Here is a 22,829-nt window from a genome sequence, read left to right on the forward strand (position 1 = left end):
CCGTTACCCTCCGGGCATGGATCTTCGTGAAGAACGGGCCGGCGACCGGCAGGCCGTGCGGGACCTCCACCTGGAGGCGTTCGGCGACCACGGCCGCGTCGTCGCCGATCTGGTCGACACCCTGCGGGGCACCCTCACGCCCGAGGACGGTCTCTCGCTGGTCGCCGAGCGGGACGGGCAGGTCGTCGGGCACGTCATGTTCACCCGGAGCCTGCTCGACGCGCCCCGGCGGCTGGTCGACGTGCAGGTCCTCAGCCCGCTGGCCGTGACGCCCGAGCGGCACCAGCGGGGCATCGGCTCGGCCCTGGTGCGGCACGGGCTGGGGGTCCTCGCCGAGCGGGGTGTTCCGCTCGTCTTCCTGGAGGGCGATCCGGGCTACTACGCGCGCTTCGGCTTCGTGCCCGGTGGCGACCTCGGCTTCCGCAAGCCGTCCCTGCGCATCCCGGACGGCGCCTTCCAGGTCTTCAGGTTCCCGGCACACGAGCCCTGGATGACGGGCACGCTGGTCTACGCGGAGCCGTTCTGGCGGCACGACGCGGTCGGCTTGCGCGACCCGGACGCCTGAGATGCGAGCGCCTGCGGCTACTGGTGCGCGGCTGTCCTCGTCTCCGGGGCCCGGCCTTGGCCCGGGGTGTGGGTCGGGGCCTCGCGGAGGCACTCGATCGCGTAGGCGCCCGTGTCCGGGGCGGTCGTCACGCCGTGGGTCTCGCTGGCGAAGTCCGGGAAGTGGCGGTCGAAGGACTCCAGGGCCGTGAGGTAGCGCAGGAGGGGGCCGTCGGGGGCGCCCGTGCTCTCGCCGGGCATCAGGACCGGGATGCCGGGCGGGGTGACCGTGACCATCGCGGCCGCCACCCGGTGCGCCGCGTCGGCCACCCGGACCCGCTCGGTGCCTCCGCGCACCAGGCGCTGGTAGCACAGCTGCGGCGGCACGACCGGCTCCGGCAGCCGCTGGAACGCCGCGTCCAGCAGCTCCACCAGGCGGATCTCGCGCAGGTGCTCGTGCATCTGCAGGCAGAGGTCGCGCAGGGTCAGGCCCGCGTAGCGGCCGGGGTGCGCCGCGGCCTGGGCCGGCAGGACGCGCTCCAGGGGCGCGGCGCCGTCGTACAGCGCCTTGAAGTCCATCAGGGCGTCCAGGAGCGTCCCCCACTTGCCCTTCGTGATGCCCATCGAGAACAGCACCAGCGCCGTGTAGCTGTCCGTCTTCTCCACCACGATGTTCCGGGTGGCCAGGTACGCCGTGAGGATCCGCGCCGGGATGCCCGTGGCGGCCGTCTCCCCGGTCGCGGTCATCCCCGGGCAGGTCAGCGTGACCTTGATCGGGTCCAGCATGCAGTGGCCCTCGGCCAGCCCCGGGAAGCCGTGCCAGTCCGCGCCCGGCTCCAGCGTCCAGCACGACGGCTCCGTGGCCAGCAGCTCCGGCGGGGCCTCGTCGAACGGCAGCCGCTCCCCGCTCGCCGGGTCCGTCACCGTCTTAGGCTGCCACACCCCGAAGAACCACGGCGGCCGGTCCCCGGCGGCCTCGATCCGCCGCCCGATCCGCACCATCTCCTGGCGGAACCGCACCGCCTCGGTCACCGCCTCGTCGAGCAGCCACCGGCCCTGCGGCCCGTCCATCATCGCCGTGGCCACGTCCAGCGAGGCGATCATCGGGTACAGCGGCGACGTGGTGCCGTGCATCATCAGCGCCTCGTTGAACCGGTCGTGCTCCACCGGCGCCCGCGGCGCGGGCCGCACGTGCACCATCGCGCTCTGCGACAGCGCCGCCAGCAGCTTGTGTGTGGACTGGGTGGCGAACACCGTCGGCCGGTCCGGCCCCGGGAAGCTCTCCTCGTCCACCGACATGCCGTACCGGCCCGCGTACAGCGGGTGGAAACGGGCGTACGCGAACCACGCCTCGTCGAAGTGCAGCCGGGGCGTGCTCGCGGCGAACGCGCGGGCCGTGGCCGCCGCGTCGTAACACAGGCCGTCATAGGTGGAGTTGGTGAACACCGCGTACTGCGGCCGCGGCGACACCGCCCCCCGGGCCAGCGGGTGCGCGGCGATCCGCGCCGCGACCGCGTCCGCCGCCAGCTCCGCCGGCGGCAACGGGCCCGCCAGGCCGTAGCCGTTGCGGGTGGGCACGAGGTACACCGGGCGCGCCCCGGACACCACCAGGCCGTGCAGCACCGACTTGTGGCAGTTGCGGTCCACCAGCGCGATCTCGTCGCGCGTGACGCTGAAGTGGCCCACCAGGCGGTTGCAGGTGGAGTCGCCGTGCAGCACGAAGTAGGTGTGGTCGGAGCCGAAGACCCGCGCCGCGTTGCGCTCCGCCTCGCCGATCGGGCCGGTGTGCTCGAACAGCGAGCCCAGTTCCTCCACCGAGATCGACAGGTCGCTGCGCAGCAGCCGTTCGCCGAAGTAGTCGTGGAAGGCGCGCCCCGCGGGCGACTTGAGGAACGCGACGCCACCGGAGTGGGCCGGTGTGTGCCAGGAGTACTCGTGCGCGTCGTCGAAACGGCGCAACGCCCGGAAGAACGGCGGCAGTACGGCCTCCCGGTAGGCGCGGGCCGCCGTCGTGATCCGGCCCGCGATGAACCCGGGGGTGTCCTCCAGCGGCCAGACGTAGCCCACCACCGTCTCCGACACCCACAGCGGCAGGTCCCGTACGCCGTCGTCGGTCATCACCAGGAACACCGGCAGCTCCTGGAAGCGGCGGCCCACCTGGCGCAGTACGGCCGCCCCGCCGGACCCGTCCCCTCGGCCCCCGTCGTGGGCGCCGGTGCCGTCACCCCGCCCCCGGCCGTCGGGCAGGTCCCAGGCCACCAGCGCCGCCGCCAGCCCCGCCTCGGTGCGCAGCACCGCCTCCGCGTCGGCGGCCGTCACCGCCCAGCGGACCTCGTACCCGGCCGCCTCGATCGCGTCCCGCAGGGCCCGCAGTTGCCCGGCCGCCGCGCCCTCGTCCCGGGGGTGTTCCCGTACCGCGATCAGGACCCCGCTGTCGGCCATGCCGCCCCCTCCGTCGGCGACCGGGTGCCGCCCCGGCCAGTGTGCGGACCACCTGCCGACGCGCGGACCGTGCGGCCCGGCAAACCACCCCGAGGAGGGAGGGACGCGTCCCCCGGGTTGACCGACCGGCCCGCGTCTTCCCCCGCGGTCCTCCGCCGCGGGCTCCCGGTGACCCGCCGCCCGTCACTCCCGCCGGGACGCCAGGTCCGCCAGCACCCGGTGCAGCGGCTCGGTGGCCCGGCGCCGGTACTCCTGGACCGACCAGCCGTTGCCGTCCGGGTCCTTGAAGTACATGAACGTGGCCCCGTCGTCCGGGGAGTACCGCACCGGCTCCGACACCTCCAGGCCCCGCCCGGTCAACTCCGCGCGCGCCGCCTCGATGTCGGCCACGCACAGCTGCAGGCCCTGGTAGGAGCCGGGCGCCGGGCGCGGGCCGCCCGCCATCTCCCAGATGCTGTCGCCGAGCGCGACCGAACAGCCCGAGCCCGGCGGCGTCAGCTGCACGATCCTCATGCCCGGCACGACCTCCTGGTCGATGTCCACGTGGAAGCCGACCCGGTCCCGGTAGAAGTCACGGGCACGGTCGATGTCGCTCACGGGCAGCGGAATCACTTCGAGCGAGAAGTCCATGACGGTCCTCCAAGGCGACGTGGGGCCGACGGGCCGGCGCGTCGGGGCACGACCCTCCCCGACTCACCGAAGCCCAGAAACCCGCGCCGCGCCAGCGCACGGCACGGCCGTCCCGCGCCGCCGTCCGCGGTCCGCGCCCCCAACACGTGCCGCAAGGACGCCCGTCGGGGTACCCGCGCCCCATGGGCGACATCCTCGTGGGCACGTGTTCCTGGACCGACAAGGCGCTGGTGGCCAGCGGCTGGTACCCGCGCGGGCGGCGCGACGCCGAGGGACGGCTGCGGCACTACGCCGAGTGGTTCCCCGTGGTCGAGGCGGACTCGCCGTACTACGCGCTGCCCAGCCCGCTCACCACGCGCCGCTGGGCCGAGCGCACCCCCGACGGCTTCCGCTTCGACGTCAAGGCGTTCTCGCTGCTCACCGGCCACCCCACCCGGCCCGCCGCGCTGCCCGCCGACCTGCGGTCCGCCCACGCCCGGGGCGGGGCCCGCGACCCGGGCCTGCTGGACGAGGTCTGGGCCCGGTACGCCGAGGCCGTCGAGCCCCTGCGCGCCGCCGGGCGGCTGGGCACCCTGCTCTTCCAGTACCCGCCGTCCCTCCTCCCCGGCCCCGAGGCCGAGGGCGTCCTGCGCGCGGCCCGCGAACGGGCCCGGGACTGGCCCGTCGCCGTGGAGTTCCGCCACCCCTCCTGGTGGGCGGACGAGCGGGCCGCCGCCACGGCCGCCCTCCTCGCCGACCTCGACGCCACCGCGGTGGCCGTCGACACGGTCCAGGGCCTGCCCACCTCCATGCCGCCCGTGACCCCCGTGACGGCGCCCGGCCCGGCAGTGGTCCGCTTCCACGGCCGCAGCGAGCACTGGGGGACCGGCAGCAAGGAGGACCGCTTCCGCCACGCGTACACCGAGGACGAGCTGACCGCGTGGCTGCCCCGCATCCACGCCCTGGCGTCCCGCGCGTCGGAGACCCACGTGCTGTTCAACAACTGCTGTGCGGACGCGGCGGTCCGCGCGGCCGGCCTCATGCAGCGCCTCCTGGGGGCCCGCCTCCCGCGCCCGGCGGAGCAGCCCACCCTGCCCTTCCCCGAGGACTTCCCCGAGGACCCCACCCCGCCCACCACCCCGGCCCCGACGTCCCCCGTCACCCCGCCCGCCCCCCACCGGTCCCGCCCCCGCGACGGAGCGCCCCGCTCCGCGGCCGGTTAGGCTCTGGCCAGAACGACCCACAGCCGAGGGGAGCCCGCACATGACGGCGCCGGGGCGCAGGAGCAGTACGTTCACACGGCTGCTGCGGCACGGTTTCACCGACCCCTCCGCCGCCGAGCGCCTGCTGGCCGGCGAGGAGCTGACCGGGGTGCGCAGCGACCCGGTGCTGCTGGAGGCCCTGGGCGCCACCGCCGACCCCGACCTGGCCCTGGGCGGCCTCGTACGGCTGCTGGAGGCACAGCCCGACCCCGCCGCGCGCCGCGGTCTGCTCGACACGCTGATCGCGGCCAAGCCGCTGCGCGACCGGCTGCTCGGCGTGCTGGGCGCCTCCGCGGCGCTCGGCGACCACCTGGCCCGGCACCCGCACGACTGGCAGGCCCTGGTCACCTACGAGCCGCAGGACCTGCACCCGGGCGTCACCGAGTTCGAGCGCGGGCTGGCCGAGGCCGACGACCCGGTGGCGCTGCGGGTCGCCTACCGGCGCTGCCTGCTGTCCATCGCGGCGCGGGACGTGTGCGGCACCACCGACGTCGCGGAGACCGCCGCCGAGCTCGCCGACCTCGCCACCGCCACCCTGCGCGCCGCCCTCGCGCTGGCCCGGGCCGCCGCGCCCGACGACGCGGCGCTGTGCCGGCTCGCGGTCGTCGCGATGGGCAAGTGCGGCGGCCACGAGCTGAACTACGTCTCCGACGTCGACGTCATCTTCGTCGGCGAGGCCGTCGAGGGCGCCGACGAGGACAAGGCGCTGCGCGCGGCCACCCGGCTCGCCTCGCACCTGATGCGGATCTGCTCCGAGACCACCGTCGAGGGGTCGATCTGGCCGGTCGACGCCAACCTGCGCCCCGAGGGGCGCAACGGCCCCCTGGTGCGCACCCTCAGCAGCCACGTCGCCTACTACCAGCGCTGGGCCAAGACCTGGGAGTTCCAGGCGCTGCTCAAGGCCCGCCCGGTGGCCGGCGACCCGGAGCTCGGCGAGGCGTACCTGGCCGCGCTGCAGCCGCTGGTGTGGCAGGCGGCCGAGCGGGAGAACTTCGTCGCCGACGTGCAGAAGATGCGCCGCCGGGTGGTGGAGAACATCCCCGCCTCCGAGGTCGACCGCGAGCTGAAGCTCGGCCCCGGCGGGCTGCGGGACGTCGAGTTCGCCGTGCAGCTGCTGCAGTTGGTGCACGGCCGCACCGACGCCGCGCTGCGCAGCGGCACCACCCTGAAGGCGCTCCAGGCCCTCGCCGACGGCGGGTACGTGGGCCGGGCGGACGCCGTGCAGCTCGACGAGGCGTACCGCTTCCTGCGCACCATGGAGCACCGCATCCAGCTGTACCGGCTGCGCCGCACCCACCTCGTCCCCGAGGACGAGACCGACCAACGGCGCCTGGGCCGCAGCCTCGGGCTGCGCACGGATCCGGTGGCGGGGCTCAACCGGGAGTGGAAGCGGCACGCCTCCGTCGTACGCCGGCTGCACGAGAAGCTGTTCTACCGGCCGTTGCTCGACGCCGTGGCCCAACTGGCGCCCGGCGAGGCACGGTTGAGCGCGGTGGCGGCGCGCGAGCGGCTGGTGGCGCTCGGGTACGCCGACCCGGCCTCCGCGCTGCGGCACCTGGAGGCGCTGGCGTCGGGCGTCAGCCGCAAGGCGGCCATCCAGCGCACGCTGCTGCCGGTGCTGCTCGGCTGGTTCGCGGACTCCGCCGACCCGGACGCGGGACTGCTCAACTTCCGCAAGGTGTCGGACGCGTTGGGCAAGACCCCCTGGTACCTGCGGCTGCTGCGGGACGAGGGGGCGGCCGCCGAGAACCTGGCGCGGGTGCTGTCGGCGGGCCGGCTCGCCCCCGACCTGCTGATGCGCGCCCCGGAGGCGGTGGCCCTGCTCGGCGACGGCGACGGCCGCGCGGGCAGCGGCCTCGAGCCGCGCGGGCGGGCCCCGCTGGAGCAGGAGATACTGGCCACCGTGCGCCGCGCGGCGGGCGCCGAGCAGGCGGTCACCGGGGTCCGTGGCGTGCGCCGCCGCGAGCTGTTCCGCACGGCGGCCGGCGACATCGTCAGCTCCTACGGCACCGAGACCCAGCCCGCCGAGGCCGACCAGGGCGCCCTGGTGGACCGGGTCGGCGCGGCCGTCTCCGACCTCACCGCGGCCACGCTCGCGGGCACCCTGCGCGCGGTGGTGCGGGAGGGCTGGGGCGACGACCTGCCGACCCGTTTCGCGATCATCGGCATGGGCCGGTTCGGCGGGCACGAGCTGGGCTACGGCTCCGACGCCGACGTGATCTTCGTGCACGAGCCGCGGGAGGGCGTCGAGGAGCGGGAGGCGTCCCAGGCCGCGAACCGCGTCGTCGCCGAGATGCGCCGGCTGCTGCAGCTGCCGAGCGCCGACCCGCCGCTGCTGATCGACGCCGACCTGAGGCCCGAGGGCAAGTCCGGGCCGCTGGTGCGCACCCTGAAGTCGTACGCGGCCTACTACCGGCGCTGGTCGCTGGTGTGGGAGGCGCAGGCGCTGCTGCGGGCCGAGCCGGTGGCCGGCGACGAGGAGCTGGGCCGGCGCTTCGTGGAGCTGATCGACCCGCTGCGCTACCCGGCCGACGGCCTCGGCGACGACGCGGTCCGCGAGATCCGGCGCCTGAAGGCCCGCATGGAGTCCGAGCGGATGCCGCGCGGCGCCGACCCGAAGCTGCACACCAAGCTGGGGCCGGGTGGGCTGTCCGACGTGGAGTGGACCGTGCAGCTGCTGCAGATGCGGCACGGGAGCACCCTGCCGGGCCTGCGCACCACCCGCACCCGGGCGGCCCTCGCGGCGGCGCGGGAGGCCGGTCTGATCGAGGCGGAGCACGCCGGGACGCTCGACGAGGCGTGGGTCCTGGCGACCCGGGTCCGCAACGCCGTGATGCTGGTGCGGGGCCGGGCGGGCGACACGTTCCCCTCGGAGCCCCGCGAGCTGGCCGCGGTGGGCCGCTACCTGGGGTACGGCCCCGGACACGTGGGGGAGCTCCTGGACGCCTACCGCCGCACGGCCCGCCGGGCGCGGGCGGTCGTGGACGAGCTGTTCTACGGGGCCTGACGCCGGCGCCGCGCACGCGAGGGCCCCGGGCGGGACGGCTCGGCAGGCAACGGCTCCGTACGGGACGGCTCAGCACGCACCGGCCCCGTACGGGACGGCTCAGCACGCGACGGCCCCGTACGGGACGGCACCGTGCGGGGCAGCTGCTGGGGGAGCGCGCCGTACCACAGCGCGGAGACCGCGCAGCCGAAGGCGAGGCAGAGGACACCGCCCACCGCGTCCAGCCAGAAGTGGTTCGCGGTGGCGACGATGACCACCAGGGTCAGGACCGGGTAGAGCAGGCCGAGCACCCGCACCCAGGGCACGCGGGCCAGCGCGAACAGGGTCAGGCCGCACCACAGGGACCAGCCGATGTGCATGGACGGCATCGCGGCGTACTGGTTGGACATGTTCTTCAGGTCGCCGGAGGCCATCGAACCCCACGTGCGGTGGGCCAGGACCGTGTCGACGAAGCCGGAGCCGTTCATCAGCCGGGGCGGGGCGAGCGGATACAGGTAGTAACCGACCAGCGCCACGGCCGTGGTGGCGAACAGCACCGTCCGGGCCGCCGCGTACCGGCCCGGATGACTGCGGTACAGCCACACCAGGACACCCAGCGTCACCACGAAGTGCAAGGTGGCGTAGTAGTAGTTCATGCCCACGATCAGCCAGGTCACCGAGTTCACCGCGTGGTTGACCGACTGCTCGACGGCCAGGCCGAGGTGGTGCTCCAGGGCCCAGACCCGGTCGGCGTTGCGCAGCGCCTCGTGCTTCTGCTCGGGCACGGCGTTGCGGATCAGCGAGTACGTCCAGTAACTGACCGCGATCAGCAGGACCTCGAACCACAGCCGGGGACGGCGCGGTGTGCGCGGCCGGTGCAGCGGCCCACGCCGGTCCGGGACCGTGACGGGGTGCCGAACGACCTCCTCACGGCCTTCCGGAGACGTCACGGTCGGTTCACCCATGGACACAGAGTCTGCCAGAAAAGCCTTCCGCCCTGATCATCCCCCGGTCGGGTCCGGCCCGCACGTTCTCCGCCCGGCGGACCCCACGGACGTCCTCCCGGCGCAGTGGCCCCCACCCGGGCGCTCCGCCCTACGGACGATGCCGGTCCCCTGGGGCCGAGGCCGTGGAGCCGCGCACCACCAGCTCCGGCATGAACACGAACTCGCTGTGCGGGGCCGGGGTCCCGCCGATCTCCTCCAGCAGGGTGCGCACGGCCGCCTGGCCCATGGCCGGCACCGGCTTGCGGATGGTGGTCAGCGGCGGGTCGGTGAAGGCGATCAGCGGGGAGTCGTCGAAGCCGACGACGGAGACGTCGTGCGGCACCTCGAGGCCCCGCTGCCGGGCGGCCCGGATCGCGCCGAGCGCCATCATGTCGCTCGCGCACACCACGGCCGTGCAGTCCCGGTCCATGAGCGCGCTGGCGGCCGCCTGGCCGCCCTCCAGCGTGTACAGGGAGTGTTGGACCAGCTCCGTCTCGATCGTCTCGGGGCTGAGCCCCAGCTGGTCCTGCACGGTGCGCACGAAGCCCTCGATCTTGCGCTGGACCGGCACGAACCGCTTCGGCCCGAGCGCCAGGCCGATCCGCGTGTGGCCCAGCGACACCAGGTGGGTCACCGCCAGGTTCATCGCGGCCCGGTCGTCGGGGGAGATGAAGGGCGCCTGCACCTTGGGGGAGAAGCCGTCGACGAGCACGAACGGCACGTCCTGGGCGCGCAGCTGCTCGTAGCGCTGCATGTCGGCGGTGGTGTCCGCGTGCAGCCCGGAGACGTAGATGATCCCGGCGACCCCGCGGTCGACCAGCATCTCGGTCAGCTCATCCTCGGTGGAGCCGCCCGGGGTCTGGGTGGCGAGCACCGGGGTGTAGCCCTGCCGGGTCAGCGCCTGCCCGATGACCTGGGCCAGCGCGGGGAAGATCGGGTTCTCCAGCTCGGGCGTGATGAGCCCGACCAGGCCGGCGCTGCGCTGGCGCAGGCGCACGGGGCGTTCGTAGCCCAGTACGTCGAGCGCGGCGAGCACGGACTGGCGGGTGGTGGCGGCGACGCCCGGCTTCCCGTTGAGGACCCGGCTGACGGTCGCTTCGCTCACCCCCGCCTGCGCAGCGATATCGGCAAGCCGTGTGGTCACGCCACTGGACTGTACCTGTCGTATCTCCCTTTGCACACCAATCGGACGCCGGAGGCGAGCGGTTGAACGCCGCGCTGCGGGCTGCTGCGTCATCGAGATCCCTCGTGATTCTGGTCGGCGTCCTGTCCCCTGCAACGTGATGATTCCCGTACCGGAAACGGATGGCAAGAGCTTGCAGAGTCTTGCACAGCGCGGGCGGTCCCGCTCAGAGCCCGTAAAACTGCGGTCTCACAACGGTCGACACGCGGTCACGCCGAGGTAACTTCCGCGATCTCTTGCACTTTTTTTCTGCAAGGTCTTTCGGAACGATTGCACGGCTGTTACGTTCCTGGTCGCCCGGCGGCGGCGATGGCGCTTGTCGGCAAGTCGACAGGAACGGCGGACGGGGCCGCTCCTGTAGCTACACGGGCTCACACCCTCAAGGAGAACTCATGCGGCGTGGCATAGCGGCCACCGCGCTGGTGGCGTCCCTCGCCCTCGCGGCGACGGCCTGCGGCGGAGACGACGACAGCGGCAGCGACTCGAGCGGGCCGGTCACCATCACCTGGTGGGACACCTCCAACGCGACGAACGAGGCGCCGACGTACCAGGCGTTGATCAAGGAGTTCGAGGCCGCGAACAAGGACGTCAAGGTCAAGTACGTCAACGTCCAGTTCGACCAGGCCCAGAACAAGTTCGACACGGCCGCCGGCTCCAAGGGCGCCCCGGACGTGCTGCGCTCGGAGGTCGGCTGGACCCCCGCGTTCGCCAAGAAGGGCTACTTCCTGCCGCTGGACGGCACCGAGGCCCTCGCGGACAAGGACAAGTTCAAGTCCAACCTGATCGAGCAGGCCCAGTACGAGGGCAAGACGTACGGCGTGCCGCTCGTCACCGACACCCTGGCGCTGGTCTACAACAAGCAGCTCTTCGCCAAGGCCGGCGTCCAGCCGCCCAAGACCTGGGACGAGCTGAAGACCGCGGCCGCCACGGTCAAGGCCAAGACCGGCGTCGACGGCTACTGGGGCTCCACCCAGGCCTACTACGCCCAGTCCTTCCTCTACGGCGAGGGCACCGACACGGTCGACGCCGGCGCCAAGAAGATCACGGTGAACTCCGCGGCCGCCAAGAAGGGCTACGGCACCTGGCTGAGCCTGTTCTCCGGCAAGGGCCTGCACAAGGCCGACACCACCGCCGACGCCTACGCCCACATCCAGGACGCGTTCGTCAACGGCAAGGTCGCCGCGATCATCCAGGGCCCGTGGGAGATCACCAACTTCTACAAGGGCTCGGCGTTCGCCGACAAGAACAACCTCGGCATCGCCACCGTCCCGGCCGGCTCGGCCGGCAAGGCGGGCGCCCCGACCGGCGGCCACAACCTCTCGGTCTACGCCGGCTCGGACTCCGCCCACCAGAAGGCGGCCCTGAAGTTCGTGAACTTCATGACCTCCGCGAAGTCCCAGTCGGCCATCGCGCTGAAGAACTCCACGCTGCCCACGCGCGACGACGCCTACACCGACCAGGTCAAGGCCGACCCGGGCATCGCCGGCTACGGCACGGTCCTGTCCGCCGCCCAGCCGCGCCCCGCGCTGCCGGAGTACAGCTCGCTGTGGGGCCCGCTCGACACCGAACTGCCCAAGATCGCGGGCGGCAAGGAGTCCCTGGACAAGGGCCTGAGCAACGCCGAGGTCGCCATCGCCAAGCTGGTGCCCGACTTCAGCAAGTGAGCCCGCACGGCCGCCGGGTCCCGGCCCCCCTGACGGGACCGGGCCCCGGCGGCCGGCGGCCTGCGCGCCGCACCACCCGGGCGCCGTACCGACCGCTCTCCCGGACCTCGCTCCGCAGGACTTCACGAAGGTTGTCGCACCATGACAGTCGCCATCGACCGCGCGACCGGCAAGCGCCGCGGTGACGCGCCGCGGCCCGGCCTGGGCCGGCGCCTGAAGCACAGCTACCAGAAGAACTGGTACGCCTACGCCATGATCGCCCCGGTCGTCGTCGTGCTCGGCGTCCTGGTGATCTACCCCCTGGTGTACGGCCTCTACCTGACCCTCACCGACGCCAACAGCCTCAACACCGCGCGCACCATCGGCGTCAACCACATCGACGCCACCTACAAGTTCATCGGCCTGGACAACTACGCCGACATCCTGTGGGGCCCGACCGCCTACGACCGCTTCTGGTCGCACTTCCTGTGGACCGTCGCGTGGACCGCGCTGTGCGTCGCGCTGCACTACACCATCGGCCTGGGCCTCGCCCTGCTGCTCAACCAGAAGCTGCGCGGCCGCACCGTCTACCGCCTGCTCCTCATCCTGCCCTGGGCCGTGCCGACGTTCGTCACCGTCTTCGGCTGGCGCTTCATGCTCGCCGACTCCGGCATCATCAACGCCGCCCTGGACGCGCTGCACCTGCCGACCCCGCAGTGGCTGGAGGACACCTTCTGGCAGCGGTTCGCCGCGATCATGGTGAACACCTGGTGCGGTGTGCCGTTCATGATGGTCTCGCTGCTCGGCGGCCTGCAGTCCATCGACGGCACGCTCTACGAGGCCGCCGAGATGGACGGCGCGAGCGCCTGGCAGCGGTTCCGCTACGTCACCCTCCCGGGCCTGCGCACGGTCAGCTCCACGGTCGTCCTGCTCGGCATCATCTGGACGTTCAACCAGTTCGCGGTGATCTTCCTGCTGTTCGGCAACACCGCCCCGGACGCGCAGATCCTGGTCACCTGGGCGTACTACCTCGGCTTCGGACAGCAGCCGCGTGACTTCGCCCAGTCGGCCGCGTACGGCATCCTGCTGCTGGCCATCCTGATCGTCTTCACGTCGTTCTACCGCCGCTGGCTGAACCGCAACGAGCAGCAGCTCGCGATCTGAGGCAGGAGTTCCCATGAGCACGACCACCGTCGAGACCTCCGCCGCCGTGACGAAGGACAGCCCCGCGCCGGCCCCCGGGCGGGTGCGCCGGCGCGGCGAGAGCAGCCCGCTGGCCGCCCTCACCTCGCACGGCATCCTGATCGTCGCGAGCCTGGTCGCCCTGTTCCCGGTCGCCTGGCTGGTGTTCCTGTCCCTCGGACCGGACAAGGACGACTACCTGCACCCCGGGCGCATCTGGTCGAAGATGACCTTCGACAACTACGCGTTCGTCCTGCAGCACACCAACTTCTTCGACTGGCTGACCAGTTCGCTGATCGTGTCGCTGGGCACCACCCTGCTCGGCGTCCTGGTCGCCGCGACCACCGGCTACGCGGTGTCGCGGATGCGCTTCCCGGGCTACCGCAAGTTCATGTGGGTGCTGCTGGTCACCCAGATGTTCCCCGTGGCCGTCCTGATGGTGCCGATGTACCAGATCATGGCCGACCTCCAGCTCATCGACACCTACCTCGGCCTGATCCTGGTCTACTGCTCGACCGCGGTGCCGTACTGCGCGTGGCTGCTCAAGGGCTACTTCGACACCATCCCGTTCGAGATCGACGAGGCCGGCCGGGTGGACGGGCTGAGCCCGTTCGGCACCTTCTTCCGGCTCATCCTGCCGCTCGCCAAGCCGGGCCTGGCGGTCGCCGCCTTCTACAGCTTCATCACCGCGTTCGGCGAGGTCGCCTTCGCGACGACCTTCATGCTGGACGACCAGAAGTACACGCTCGCCGTCGGCCTGCAGAGCTTCGTCAGCGAGCACGACGCCCAGCGCAACCTGATGGCCGCCACCGCGGTGCTCATCGCGATACCCGTGTCCGCGTTCTTCTACCTCGTGCAGAAGAACCTGGTGACCGGACTCACCGCAGGCGGCACCAAGGGCTGAGCGCCCCCGGGCGCGCCCTCGGGCACCGGACTCCCGCGCCGCACCCGGCCTGCCCGAGCCACGACGGCCCGGGACCAGGTTCCCCCGGGTGCCGGCGAGGGGTGGTGGCCGCGGGGTCCATCCGACCCCGCTGACCCCGCGGCCACCTCGTCACCGTCCGCACCGTCCGCCGCCGAAGACGACCCATGACCTCCCTTCCCTTACGCATCAAGGACGCCATGAGCCAGCAGCACTCCGCCGCACCGGCCCCGCACACCGCCCTCGCCACCGTCGCCCCGCGCGGCGACTGGTGGCGGGACGCGGTGATCTACCAGGTCTACCCACGCAGCTTCGCCGACAGCAACGGCGACGGCATGGGCGACCTGGAAGGCGTACGCTCCCGCCTGCCGTACCTGCGCGACCTCGGCGTGGACGCGGTGTGGCTCAGCCCCTTCTACGCCTCCCCGCAGGCCGACGCCGGCTACGACGTGGCCGACTACCGCGCCGTCGACCCGATGTTCGGCAGCCTCCTCGACGCCGACGCCCTGATCCGCGACGCCCACGGGCTGGGCCTGCGGATCATCGTCGACCTGGTCCCCAACCACTCCTCCGACCAGCACGAGTGGTTCAAGCGCGCCGTCGCCGAGGGCCCCGGCTCCCCGCTGCGCGAGCGCTACCACTTCCGCCCCGGCAAGGGCGCGCACGGCGAACTGCCGCCCAACGACTGGGAGTCCATCTTCGGCGGCCCGGCCTGGACCCGGGTGACCGAGCCCGACGGCACCCCCGGCGAGTGGTACCTGCACCTGTTCGCCCCCGAGCAGCCCGACTTCAACTGGGACCACCCGGCGGTCGGCGACGAGTTCCGCTCGATCCTGCGCTTCTGGCTGGACATGGGCGTCGACGGCTTCCGCATCGACGTCGCCCACGGCCTGGTCAAGGCGCCGGGGCTGCCCGACCTGGGCGCCCACGACCAACTCAAGCTGCTGGGCAACGATGTCATGCCGTTCTTCGACCAGGAGGGCGTGCACGAGATCTACCGGCAGTGGCGCACGGTGCTCGACGAGTACGCCGGGGAGCGCATCTTCGTGGCCGAGGCGTGGACCCCGACCATCGAGCGCACCGCGCACTACGTCCGCCCCGACGAGCTGCACCAGGCGTTCAACTTCCAGTACCTGTCGACCGCGTGGGACGCGGCGGAGCTGCGCGAGGTCATCGACCGCACGCTGGAGGCGATGCGCCCGGTCGGCGCCCCCGCCACCTGGGTGCTGTCCAACCACGACGTCACCCGGCACGCCACCCGCTTCGCCAACCCGCCGGGCCTGGGTACCCAGATCCGGCTGGCCGGCGACCGCGAGCTCGGTCTGCGCCGGGCCCGGGCGGCCAGCCTGCTGATGCTGGCGCTGCCCGGCTCCGCCTACGTCTACCAGGGCGAGGAGCTGGGCCTGCCGGACGTCGTCGACCTGCCCGACGAGGTGCGCCAGGACCCGGCGTACTTCCGCGGCGCGGGCCAGGACGGCTTCCGCGACGGCTGCCGGGTGCCGATCCCGTGGACCCGCGAGGGCTCCTCGTACGGCTTCGGCGGCGGCGGCAGCTGGCTGCCCCAGCCGGCCGGGTGGGCCGAGCTGAGCGTCGAGGCGCAGACCGGCCGGGCCGGGTCGACGCTGGAGCTGTACCGCGCCGCGCTGCGGGTGCGCCGCGAGCAGCCCGACCTCGGCGCCGGCGACGGTGTGGAGTGGCTGAAGGCGCCCGCGGGCGTCCTGGCCTTCCGGCGCGGGGAGTTCGTGTGCGTCGCCAACACCACCGGGGAGTCCGTGACGACGCCCGCGTACGGGCAGCTGCTGCTGGCCAGCGGTGACGTCGCCGAGACCGGCGGCGAGGCCGAGGTCCCGGCGGACACCACGGTGTGGTGGAGCACCGCCCGGTAATTTCTTGCATCAACTTGCTCCGGCCCGCTGCCCATTTGGGCGGCGGGCCTTTAACATCTGCGTCACTGCAAGGTTTCAGCAAGATTGCAGCAAGAACCTTCAACGGTGAAGGAACCCCACATGGCACGCAGAACGACCCTCTCGGCGGCTCTCCTCCTCGCAGCCGCCGCTACGGTTGGCATGAACCCGACTAGTGCACAGGCCTCCCCGCCCGGCACCAAGGACGTCACCGCGGTCCTCTTCGAGTGGAAGTACGACTCGGTGGCCAAGGAGTGCACCAGCACCCTCGGCCCGGCCGGCTACGGCTACGTGCAGGTCTCCCCGCCCGCCGAGCACATACAGGGCTCGCAGTGGTGGACCTCGTACCAGCCGGTCTCCTACAAGATCGCCGGACGGCTCGGCGACCGGACCGCCTTCAAGAACATGGTCTCCACCTGCCACGCGGCCGGTGTGAAGGTCGTCGCCGACACCGTCATCAACCACATGGCGGCCGGCAACGGCACCGGCACCGGCGGCTCCTCGTACACGAAGTACAACTACCCCGGGCTGTACTCCTCGTACGACTTCGACGACTGCACCAGTCAGGTCGGCAACTACGCCGACCGCTGGAACGTCCAGCACTGCGAGCTGGTCGGCCTCGCCGACCTCGACACCGGCGAGTCCTACGTCCGCGGCGCGATCGCCGGGTACATGAACGACCTGCTCACCCTCGGCGTGGACGGCTTCCGCATCGACGCCGCCAAGCACATCGACACCGCCGACCTCGCCACCATCAAGTCCCGGCTCACCAACCCGTCGGTGTACTGGAAGCAGGAGGTCATCTACGGCGCCGGGGAGGCCGTCCAGCCCACCGAGTACACCGGCAACGGCGACGTCCAGGAGTTCCGCTACGCCTACGACCTCAAGCGGGTCTTCACCAACGAGAACCTCGCCTACCTGAAGAACTACGGCGAGGCCTGGGGCTACCTGAACAGCTCCGCCGCGGGCGTCTTCGTCGACAACCACGACACCGAGCGCAACGGCTCCACCCTCAACTACAAGGACGGCGCCACCTACACCCTGGCCAACGTCTTCATGCTCGCCTGGCCCTACGGCGCGCCCGACGTCAACTCCGGCTACGAGTGGTCGGACGCGGACGCCGGACCGCCCAATGGCGGCACGGTGAACGCCTGTTGGCAGGACGGCTGGAAGTGCCAGCACAAGTGGCCGGAGATCATGCGCATGGTCGCCTTCCGCAACGCCACCCGCGGCCAGGCGGTCACCAACTGGTGGGACAACGGCGGCGACGCGATCGCCTTCGGCCGCGGCAGCAAGGGCTACGTGGCCATCAACCACGAGTCCGGCAGCCTCAGCCGCACCTACCAGACCTCGCTGCCCGCAGGGACGTACTGCAACGTGCAGAACAACACGACGGTGACGGTGAACTCCTCGGGCCAGTTCACGGCCACCCTGGGCGCCCACACGGCGCTGGCGGTCTACGCGGGCAAGTCGACCTGCTGAGCCGCTCCCGCACGCCGGAGCCGCCCTCCGGGTGACCGGACGAACCGCCCGTCGCGCACGGGCGGTTCGTGCCGACCAGCGGGGGAGGAGCACCCCCTCATGAAAAGACTTGCTATTGGTTGCAGGACTCTTGCTGTAAAGCTTTCGGCGGGGGTACGGTCACGCGGGCGCCCGGCGACGACGCCGACGAGGACCGGACGAGGACCAGGCAGACACCGCCGCGGCGCAGGGGTCGGACCCACTTGAGCCGTTTCTGCTAGGAGTTCACGCCTGTGATACCGAGATGGCCGGCGCCCCCGACGCGCCGTATCCCGCGGACCGGACGGGTCGCGGTACTCGTCGCGGCCGCCCTGGCCGCCGCCCTCGTGCAGCCGCTGGCCGCCCACGCCGCCGCACCGCCGGCGCCGCCGTCCGACGCCGCCCTGGCCGCACAGCCCGCCCGGCACGACGCCACCCGCGAGCAGTTCTACTTCGTCCTGCCGGACCGCTTCGCCAACGGCGACACGTCCAACGACCGCGGCGGCCTGACCGGCAGCCGCCTGAGCACCGGCTACGACCCCACCGACAAGGGCTTTTACCAGGGCGGTGACCTCAAGGGCCTGACCCGCAAGCTCGACTACATCAAGGGGCTCGGCACCACCGCGCTGTGGATGGCGCCCATCTTCAAGAACCGCCCCGTGCAGGGCACCGGCGCCAACGCCTCGGCCGGCTACCACGGGTACTGGATCGCCGACTTCACCCAGGTCGACCCGCACTTCGGCACCAACAAGGACCTCGAGACCCTCATCTCCACGGCGCACGCCAAGGGCATGAAGGTCTACTTCGACGTCATCACCAACCACACCGCCGACGTCGTCGACTACGAGCCCACGTCCTACGACTACCTCTCCAAGGGCGCCTTCCCGTACCTGACCAAGGACGGCCGGCCCTTCGACGACGCCGACTACGCCGACGGCACGCGCGCGTTCCCCGCGGTCGACGCCGACTCCTTCCCGCGCACCCCGACGGTCGCCGCCCGCACCAAGGTCCCGGCCTGGCTCAACGACCCGACGATGTACCACAATCGCGGCGACTCCACGTACGCCGGCGAGTCCACCACGTACGGCGACTTCTCCGGGCTCGACGACCTGTGGACCGAGCGTCCCGAGGTCGTGCAGGGCATGGAGAAGATCTACCAGCGCTGGGTGCGGGACTTCGACGTCGACGGCTTCCGGATCGACACCGTGAAGCACGTGAACATGGAGTTCTGGACGCAGTGGGCGACCGCCCTCGACGCGTACGCCGAGAAGCGCGGCCGCGACGACTTCTTCATGTTCGGCGAGGTCTACTCGGCGGACACCTCCATCACCTCGCCGTACGTCACCCAGGGCCGCCTCGACGCCACCCTCGACTTCCCCTTCCAGGAAGCGGCCCGCCAGTACGCCTCCCAGGGCGGCAGCGCGCGGAAGCTGGCCTCGGTCTTCGGCGACGACTACAAGTACACGACCGACAAGGCCAACGCCTACGAGCAGGTCACCTTCCTCGGCAACCACGACATGGGCCGCGTCGGGTACTTCCTGAAGCAGGACAACCCGAAGGCCACGGACGCCGAGATCCTCGCCAAGGACCGGCTCGCCAACGAGCTGATGTTCCTCAGCCGCGGCAACCCCGTCGTCTACTACGGAGACGAGCAGGGCTTCACGGGCGCCGGCGGCGACAAGGACGCCCGCCAGCCGATGTTCGCCTCGAAGACCGCCGACTACCTCGACGACGACGAGATCGGCACCGACCGCACCCACGCCGACGACGCCTACGACACCAAGGCCCCGCTGTACCGGCAGATCGCCGAGCTGTCCCGGCTGCGCAAGGCCAACCCGGCCCTCGCGGACGGCGTGCAGACCGAGCGGTACGCGGCCGACGGCGCCGGCGTGTACGCCTTCTCCCGCACCGACGCCCGGACCGGCACCGAGTACGTCGTCGCCGTGAACAACGCCGGCGAGGCCCGGACCGCCACCTTCGCGACCGGCTCCGCCTCCCTGCGCTTCGACGGCCTCTACGGCACCCGTGCCCGGGTCACCTCGGACGCCGACCGGAAGATCACCGTGACCGTCCCGGCGGGCGCGGCCATCGTCCTGAAGGCCGCGGGCAGGCCCGCCCGCCCGGCCGCCGCACCGGCCGTCACCCTGCGGGCCCCGGCCGCCGGCGCCACCGGCACCGTCGAGATCGGCGCGGACGTCGACGGCGGGCAGCTCAACCGGGTCGTCTTCGCCGCCCAGGTCGGCGACGGCGCCTGGAAGGTCCTCGGCTCCGCCGACCACGCCCCGTACAAGGTCACCCAGGTGCTCGGCGCGGACGTACCGGCCGGGACCGCGCTGCGCTACAAGGCCGTCGTCGTCGACTCGGCCGGCCGCACCGCGAGCGCCACCGCCGCCTCCACCTCCGGCACCCCGCCCGCCGAGGAGACCCCCACCGCCTCCTCCCGCGACTACGCGGTCGTGCACTACCAGCGGCCCGACGGCGACTACGCCGACTGGGGCCTGTACGCCTGGGGCGACCTCGCCGAGGGCGAGGCCACCGACTGGCCGAAGAGCCACCCCTTCGTCGGCCGTGACGCCTACGGCGCCTTCGCCTGGGTCAAGCTCAAGCCGGGCGCCTCGAACGTCGGCTTCCTGGTGATCGACAAGGACGGCACCAAGGACGTCGCCACCGACCGCACCATCGACGTGACCAGGACCGGCGAGGTCTGGATCCAGCAGGGCAAGGCCGACGTCCTCACCGAGCGGCCCGACCACCCGGCCCAGGACACCGGCAAGGCGGTCCTGCACTACCACCGCGCCGACGGCGACTACGACGGCTGGGGCCTGCACGTCTGGACGGGCGCCGCGAACCCCACCGAGTGGTCGAACCCGCTGCGGCCGGTGAAGACTGACGCCTATGGCGCGGTCTACGAGGTGCCGCTCAGCGCGGGTGCCACCAGTCTCAGCTACATCCTCCACAAGGGTGACCAGAAGGACCTCCCGACGGACCAGTCGCTGGACCTCACGGCCGCGGGTCACGAGGTGTGGCTCGTGAACGGCCAGGAGGAGTACCTCCTCCCGCAGCCCGCGGGCAGCGCGGCCGCGCTCGACCTGACCACCTCCAAGGCGGTCTGGATCGACCGGGACACCGTCGCCTGGAACGGCTCCGACGCGGCCGCCTCCACCCAGCTGCTGTCCTCCCGCGACGGCTCGATCGCCGTCGAGGACGGCGCCCTGACCAGCGACGACGAGCGCTGGCTGCGGCTGACCAAGTCCGCGCTCACCGACGCCCAGAAGGCGAAGTTCCCGCACCTGAAGGGCTACACCGCCTGGTCCGTCGACCCCCGCGACCGCGACCGGGTCCGCGAGGCCCTGCGCGGCCAGGTCGTCGCCACCCAGCGCGCCGCCAACGGCGCCGTCCTGGCCGCGACCGGCGTCCAGCTCGCGGGCGTCCTCGACGACCTGTACGACGCCACCACGGCGAAGCTCGGCCCGGTGTTCAGCAAGGGCCGGCCCACCCTGTCGGTGTGGGCGCCCACGGCCCAGTCCGTGAAGCTGGAGGTGGGCGGCGACACCGTCGCCATGCGGCGCGACGACACCACCGGCGTCTGGTCCGTCACCGGTCCCGCCTCCTGGAAGGGCAAGCCGTACCGCTACGTGGTGAAGGTCTGGGCGCCCAGCGTCCGCAAGGTCGTCACCAACCAGGTCACCGACCCCTACTCGGTCGCGCTGACCGCGGACTCCGAGCACAGCCTGGTCGTCGACCTCGACGACAAGGCCCTCGCCCCGCACGGCTGGACGAGCTACGCCAAGCCCGCCGCCGTGCCCCTGAGGGACGCCCAGATCCAGGAACTGCACGTCCGTGACTTCTCCGTCGCCGACCGCACCTCCCGGCACCCGGGCACCTACCTCGCCTTCACCGACAAGGACAGCGACGGCTCGAAGCACCTGCGGCAGCTCGCCGCGTCCGGCACCTCCTACGTGCACCTGCTGCCCGCGTTCGACATCGCGACGATCCCCGAGAAGAAGGCCGACCAGGCGAGCACCGACTGCGACCTGGCCGCGCTGCCGGCCGACTCCGACCAGCAGCAGAAGTGCGTTACGGCGATCGCCGCGAAGGACGCCTACAACTGGGGCTACGACCCGTACCACTACACGGTCCCCGAGGGCTCCTACGCCAGCGACCCGGACGGCACCGCCCGCACCGTCGAGTTCCGCAGGATGGTCAAGGCGCTCAACCAGGACGGCCTGCGGGTCGTGATGGACGTCGTCTACAACCACACGGCGGCCGCGGGCCAGGCGGACACCTCCGTCCTGGACCGGATCGTCCCCGGCTACTACCAGCGCCTCCTCGCCGACGGCTCGGTGGCCAACAGCACCTGCTGCGCCAACACCGCGACCGAGAACGCCATGATGGGCAAGCTGGTCGTCGACTCGATCGTCACCTGGGCCAAGGAGTACAAGGTCGACGGCTTCCGCTTCGACCTGATGGGCCACCACCCCAAGGCCAACATCCTGGCCGTCCGCAAGGCCCTCGACGCGCTGACGGTGAACAAGGACGGCGTCGACGGCAAGAAGATCATCCTGTACGGCGAGGGCTGGAACTTCGGCGAGGTCGCCGACGACGCCCGCTTCGTGCAGGCCACCCAGAAGAACATGGCCGGCACCGGCATCGCGACCTTCTCCGACCGGGCGCGGGACGCGGTCCGCGGCGGCGGCCCCTTCGACAACGACCCCGGCGTCCAGGGCTTCGCCTCCGGCCTGTACACCGACCCCAACGGCTCCACCGCGAACGGCACCCCGGCCGAGCAGAAGGCCCGCCTGCTGCACTACCAGGACCTGATCAAGGTCGGCCTCTCCGGCAACCTGGCGGCCTACCGCTTCCAGGACACCGGCGGCAAGGACGTCACCGGCGCCCAGGTCGACTACAACGGCGCCCCGGCCGGCTACGCGGCCGCGCCCGGCGACGCCCTCGCCTACGCCGACGCCCACGACAACGAGTCGCTGTTCGACGCGCTGACCTACAAGCTGCCCGCGTCGACCAGTGCCGCCGACCGCGCCCGGATGCAGGTCCTGGCGATGGCCACGGCGACCCTCTCGCAGGGCCCGGCGCTGTCCCAGGCCGGCACGGACCTGCTGCGCTCGAAGTCGCTGGACCGCAACTCCTTCGACAGCGGCGACTGGTTCAACGCCATCCACTGGAACTGCGCCGACGGCAACGGCTTCGGCCGCGGACTGCCGCCGGCCGCCGACAACCAGTCCAAGTGGCCCTACGCCAAGCCGCTGCTCAGCACGGTGACGGTGGGCTGCCCGCAGATCACCGGGGCGTCGGCCGCCTACCAGGACCTGCTGAAGGTCCGCTCCACGGAGAAGGCGTTCTCCCTCGGCACCGCCGCGGCGGTGCAGGAGAAGCTGTCCTTCCCGCTGTCGGGAACGGACGAGACGCCGGGCGTGATCACCATGAAGCTGGGCGACCTGGTCGTGGTGTTCAACGCGACGCCCGAGTCCCAGCGGCAGCGGGTGAGCTCGCTCGCCGGCACCGGCTACGCCCTGCACCCCGTGCAGGCGTCGGGCGCGGACCCGGTGGTCAGGACGTCGGCGTACGACAGGTCCACCGGCACCTTCACGGTCCCGTCCCGCACCGTGGCCGTCTTCCGGACGACCGGCTGACCGCGGCTAGGGTGACGCC

The 22,829-nt window shown here is 72.2% G+C and carries 13 protein-coding genes; 9 read left to right on the forward strand and 4 right to left on the reverse strand.

The features are described from left to right. Window positions 1-16: 16 nt before the first annotated feature. On the forward strand, window positions 17-565 hold the full coding sequence (locus AQJ30_RS10120) for a GNAT family N-acetyltransferase (protein WP_067231510.1): 549 nt from the start codon (window positions 17-19) through the stop codon (window positions 563-565). A gap of 17 nt (window positions 566-582) precedes the next feature. Here the strand turns inward: AQJ30_RS10120 and AQJ30_RS10125 are convergent, their stop codons facing one another. Both AQJ30_RS10125 and AQJ30_RS10130 read right to left on the reverse strand, forming a co-directional pair. Continuing rightward, window positions 583-2,985: an Orn/Lys/Arg family decarboxylase gene (locus tag AQJ30_RS10125; RefSeq protein ID WP_067231513.1), complete on the reverse strand. Its 2,403-nt coding sequence runs from the start codon at window positions 2,983-2,985 to the stop codon at window positions 583-585. A gap of 183 nt (window positions 2,986-3,168) precedes the next feature. After that, window positions 3,169-3,615 (reverse strand): VOC family protein, encoded by a 447-nt coding sequence (locus AQJ30_RS10130; protein WP_067231516.1) that lies wholly within the window; start codon window positions 3,613-3,615, stop codon window positions 3,169-3,171. Window positions 3,616-3,797: 182 nt separating this feature from the next. Between AQJ30_RS10130 and AQJ30_RS10135 the strand changes: the two genes are divergently transcribed. After that, window positions 3,798-4,817, forward strand: a complete 1,020-nt coding sequence (locus AQJ30_RS10135; protein ID WP_079083959.1) for a DUF72 domain-containing protein — start codon at window positions 3,798-3,800, stop codon at window positions 4,815-4,817. 40 nt (window positions 4,818-4,857) lie between these two features. Then, complete coding sequence (locus AQJ30_RS10140; RefSeq protein WP_067231518.1) at window positions 4,858-7,863, forward strand: bifunctional [glutamine synthetase] adenylyltransferase/[glutamine synthetase]-adenylyl-L-tyrosine phosphorylase; 3,006 nt, start codon at window positions 4,858-4,860, stop codon at window positions 7,861-7,863. On the opposite strand, the gene AQJ30_RS10145 is transcribed toward AQJ30_RS10140, so the two are convergent. Together AQJ30_RS10145 and AQJ30_RS10150 are read right to left on the reverse strand one after the other, a co-directional pair. Then, window positions 7,851-8,807 carry a phosphatase PAP2 family protein gene (locus AQJ30_RS10145; RefSeq protein ID WP_067231521.1) on the reverse strand — a complete coding sequence of 319 codons (957 nt, stop codon included), beginning with the start codon at window positions 8,805-8,807 and terminating at the stop codon, window positions 7,851-7,853. The genes AQJ30_RS10140 and AQJ30_RS10145 overlap by 13 nt on opposite strands. A 130-nt stretch (window positions 8,808-8,937) precedes the next feature. Next, entirely contained in the window at window positions 8,938-9,972 is a 1,035-nt protein-coding gene (locus AQJ30_RS10150) for a LacI family DNA-binding transcriptional regulator (protein ID WP_067231523.1), read from the reverse strand. A gap of 431 nt (window positions 9,973-10,403) precedes the next feature. On the opposite strand from AQJ30_RS10150, the gene AQJ30_RS10155 reads away from it, so the two are divergent. The 6 genes from AQJ30_RS10155 to pulA all read left to right on the forward strand — a co-directional run bounded on the left by AQJ30_RS10155 (window position 10,404) and on the right by pulA (window position 22,810). Further along, window positions 10,404-11,675: an extracellular solute-binding protein gene (locus tag AQJ30_RS10155; RefSeq protein ID WP_067231526.1), complete on the forward strand. Its 1,272-nt coding sequence runs from the start codon at window positions 10,404-10,406 to the stop codon at window positions 11,673-11,675. A gap of 141 nt (window positions 11,676-11,816) precedes the next feature. Continuing rightward, entirely contained in the window at window positions 11,817-12,818 is a 1,002-nt protein-coding gene (locus AQJ30_RS10160) for a carbohydrate ABC transporter permease (protein WP_067231528.1), read from the forward strand. A gap of 13 nt (window positions 12,819-12,831) precedes the next feature. Beyond that, window positions 12,832-13,740, forward strand: coding sequence for a sugar ABC transporter permease (locus AQJ30_RS10165; protein WP_067231531.1), 909 nt, complete (start codon window positions 12,832-12,834; stop codon window positions 13,738-13,740). Window positions 13,741-13,958: 218 nt separating this feature from the next. Further along, a complete protein-coding gene (locus AQJ30_RS10170) occupies window positions 13,959-15,644 on the forward strand; it encodes a glycoside hydrolase family 13 protein (RefSeq protein WP_067231533.1) in 1,686 nt (561 codons plus the stop codon). Window positions 15,645-15,764: 120 nt separating this feature from the next. Then, on the forward strand, window positions 15,765-17,144 hold the full coding sequence (locus AQJ30_RS10175) for an alpha-amylase (protein ID WP_211278956.1): 1,380 nt from the start codon (window positions 15,765-15,767) through the stop codon (window positions 17,142-17,144). Window positions 17,145-17,416: 272 nt separating this feature from the next. After that, window positions 17,417-22,810: a pullulanase-type alpha-1,6-glucosidase gene (gene pulA, locus AQJ30_RS10180; protein WP_067231537.1), complete on the forward strand. Its 5,394-nt coding sequence runs from the start codon at window positions 17,417-17,419 to the stop codon at window positions 22,808-22,810. The last annotated feature ends 19 nt before the right edge of the window (window positions 22,811-22,829 follow it).

The organism is Streptomyces longwoodensis, assembly GCF_001514125.1.
GTDB lineage: Bacteria > Actinomycetota > Actinomycetes > Streptomycetales > Streptomycetaceae > Streptomyces > Streptomyces longwoodensis.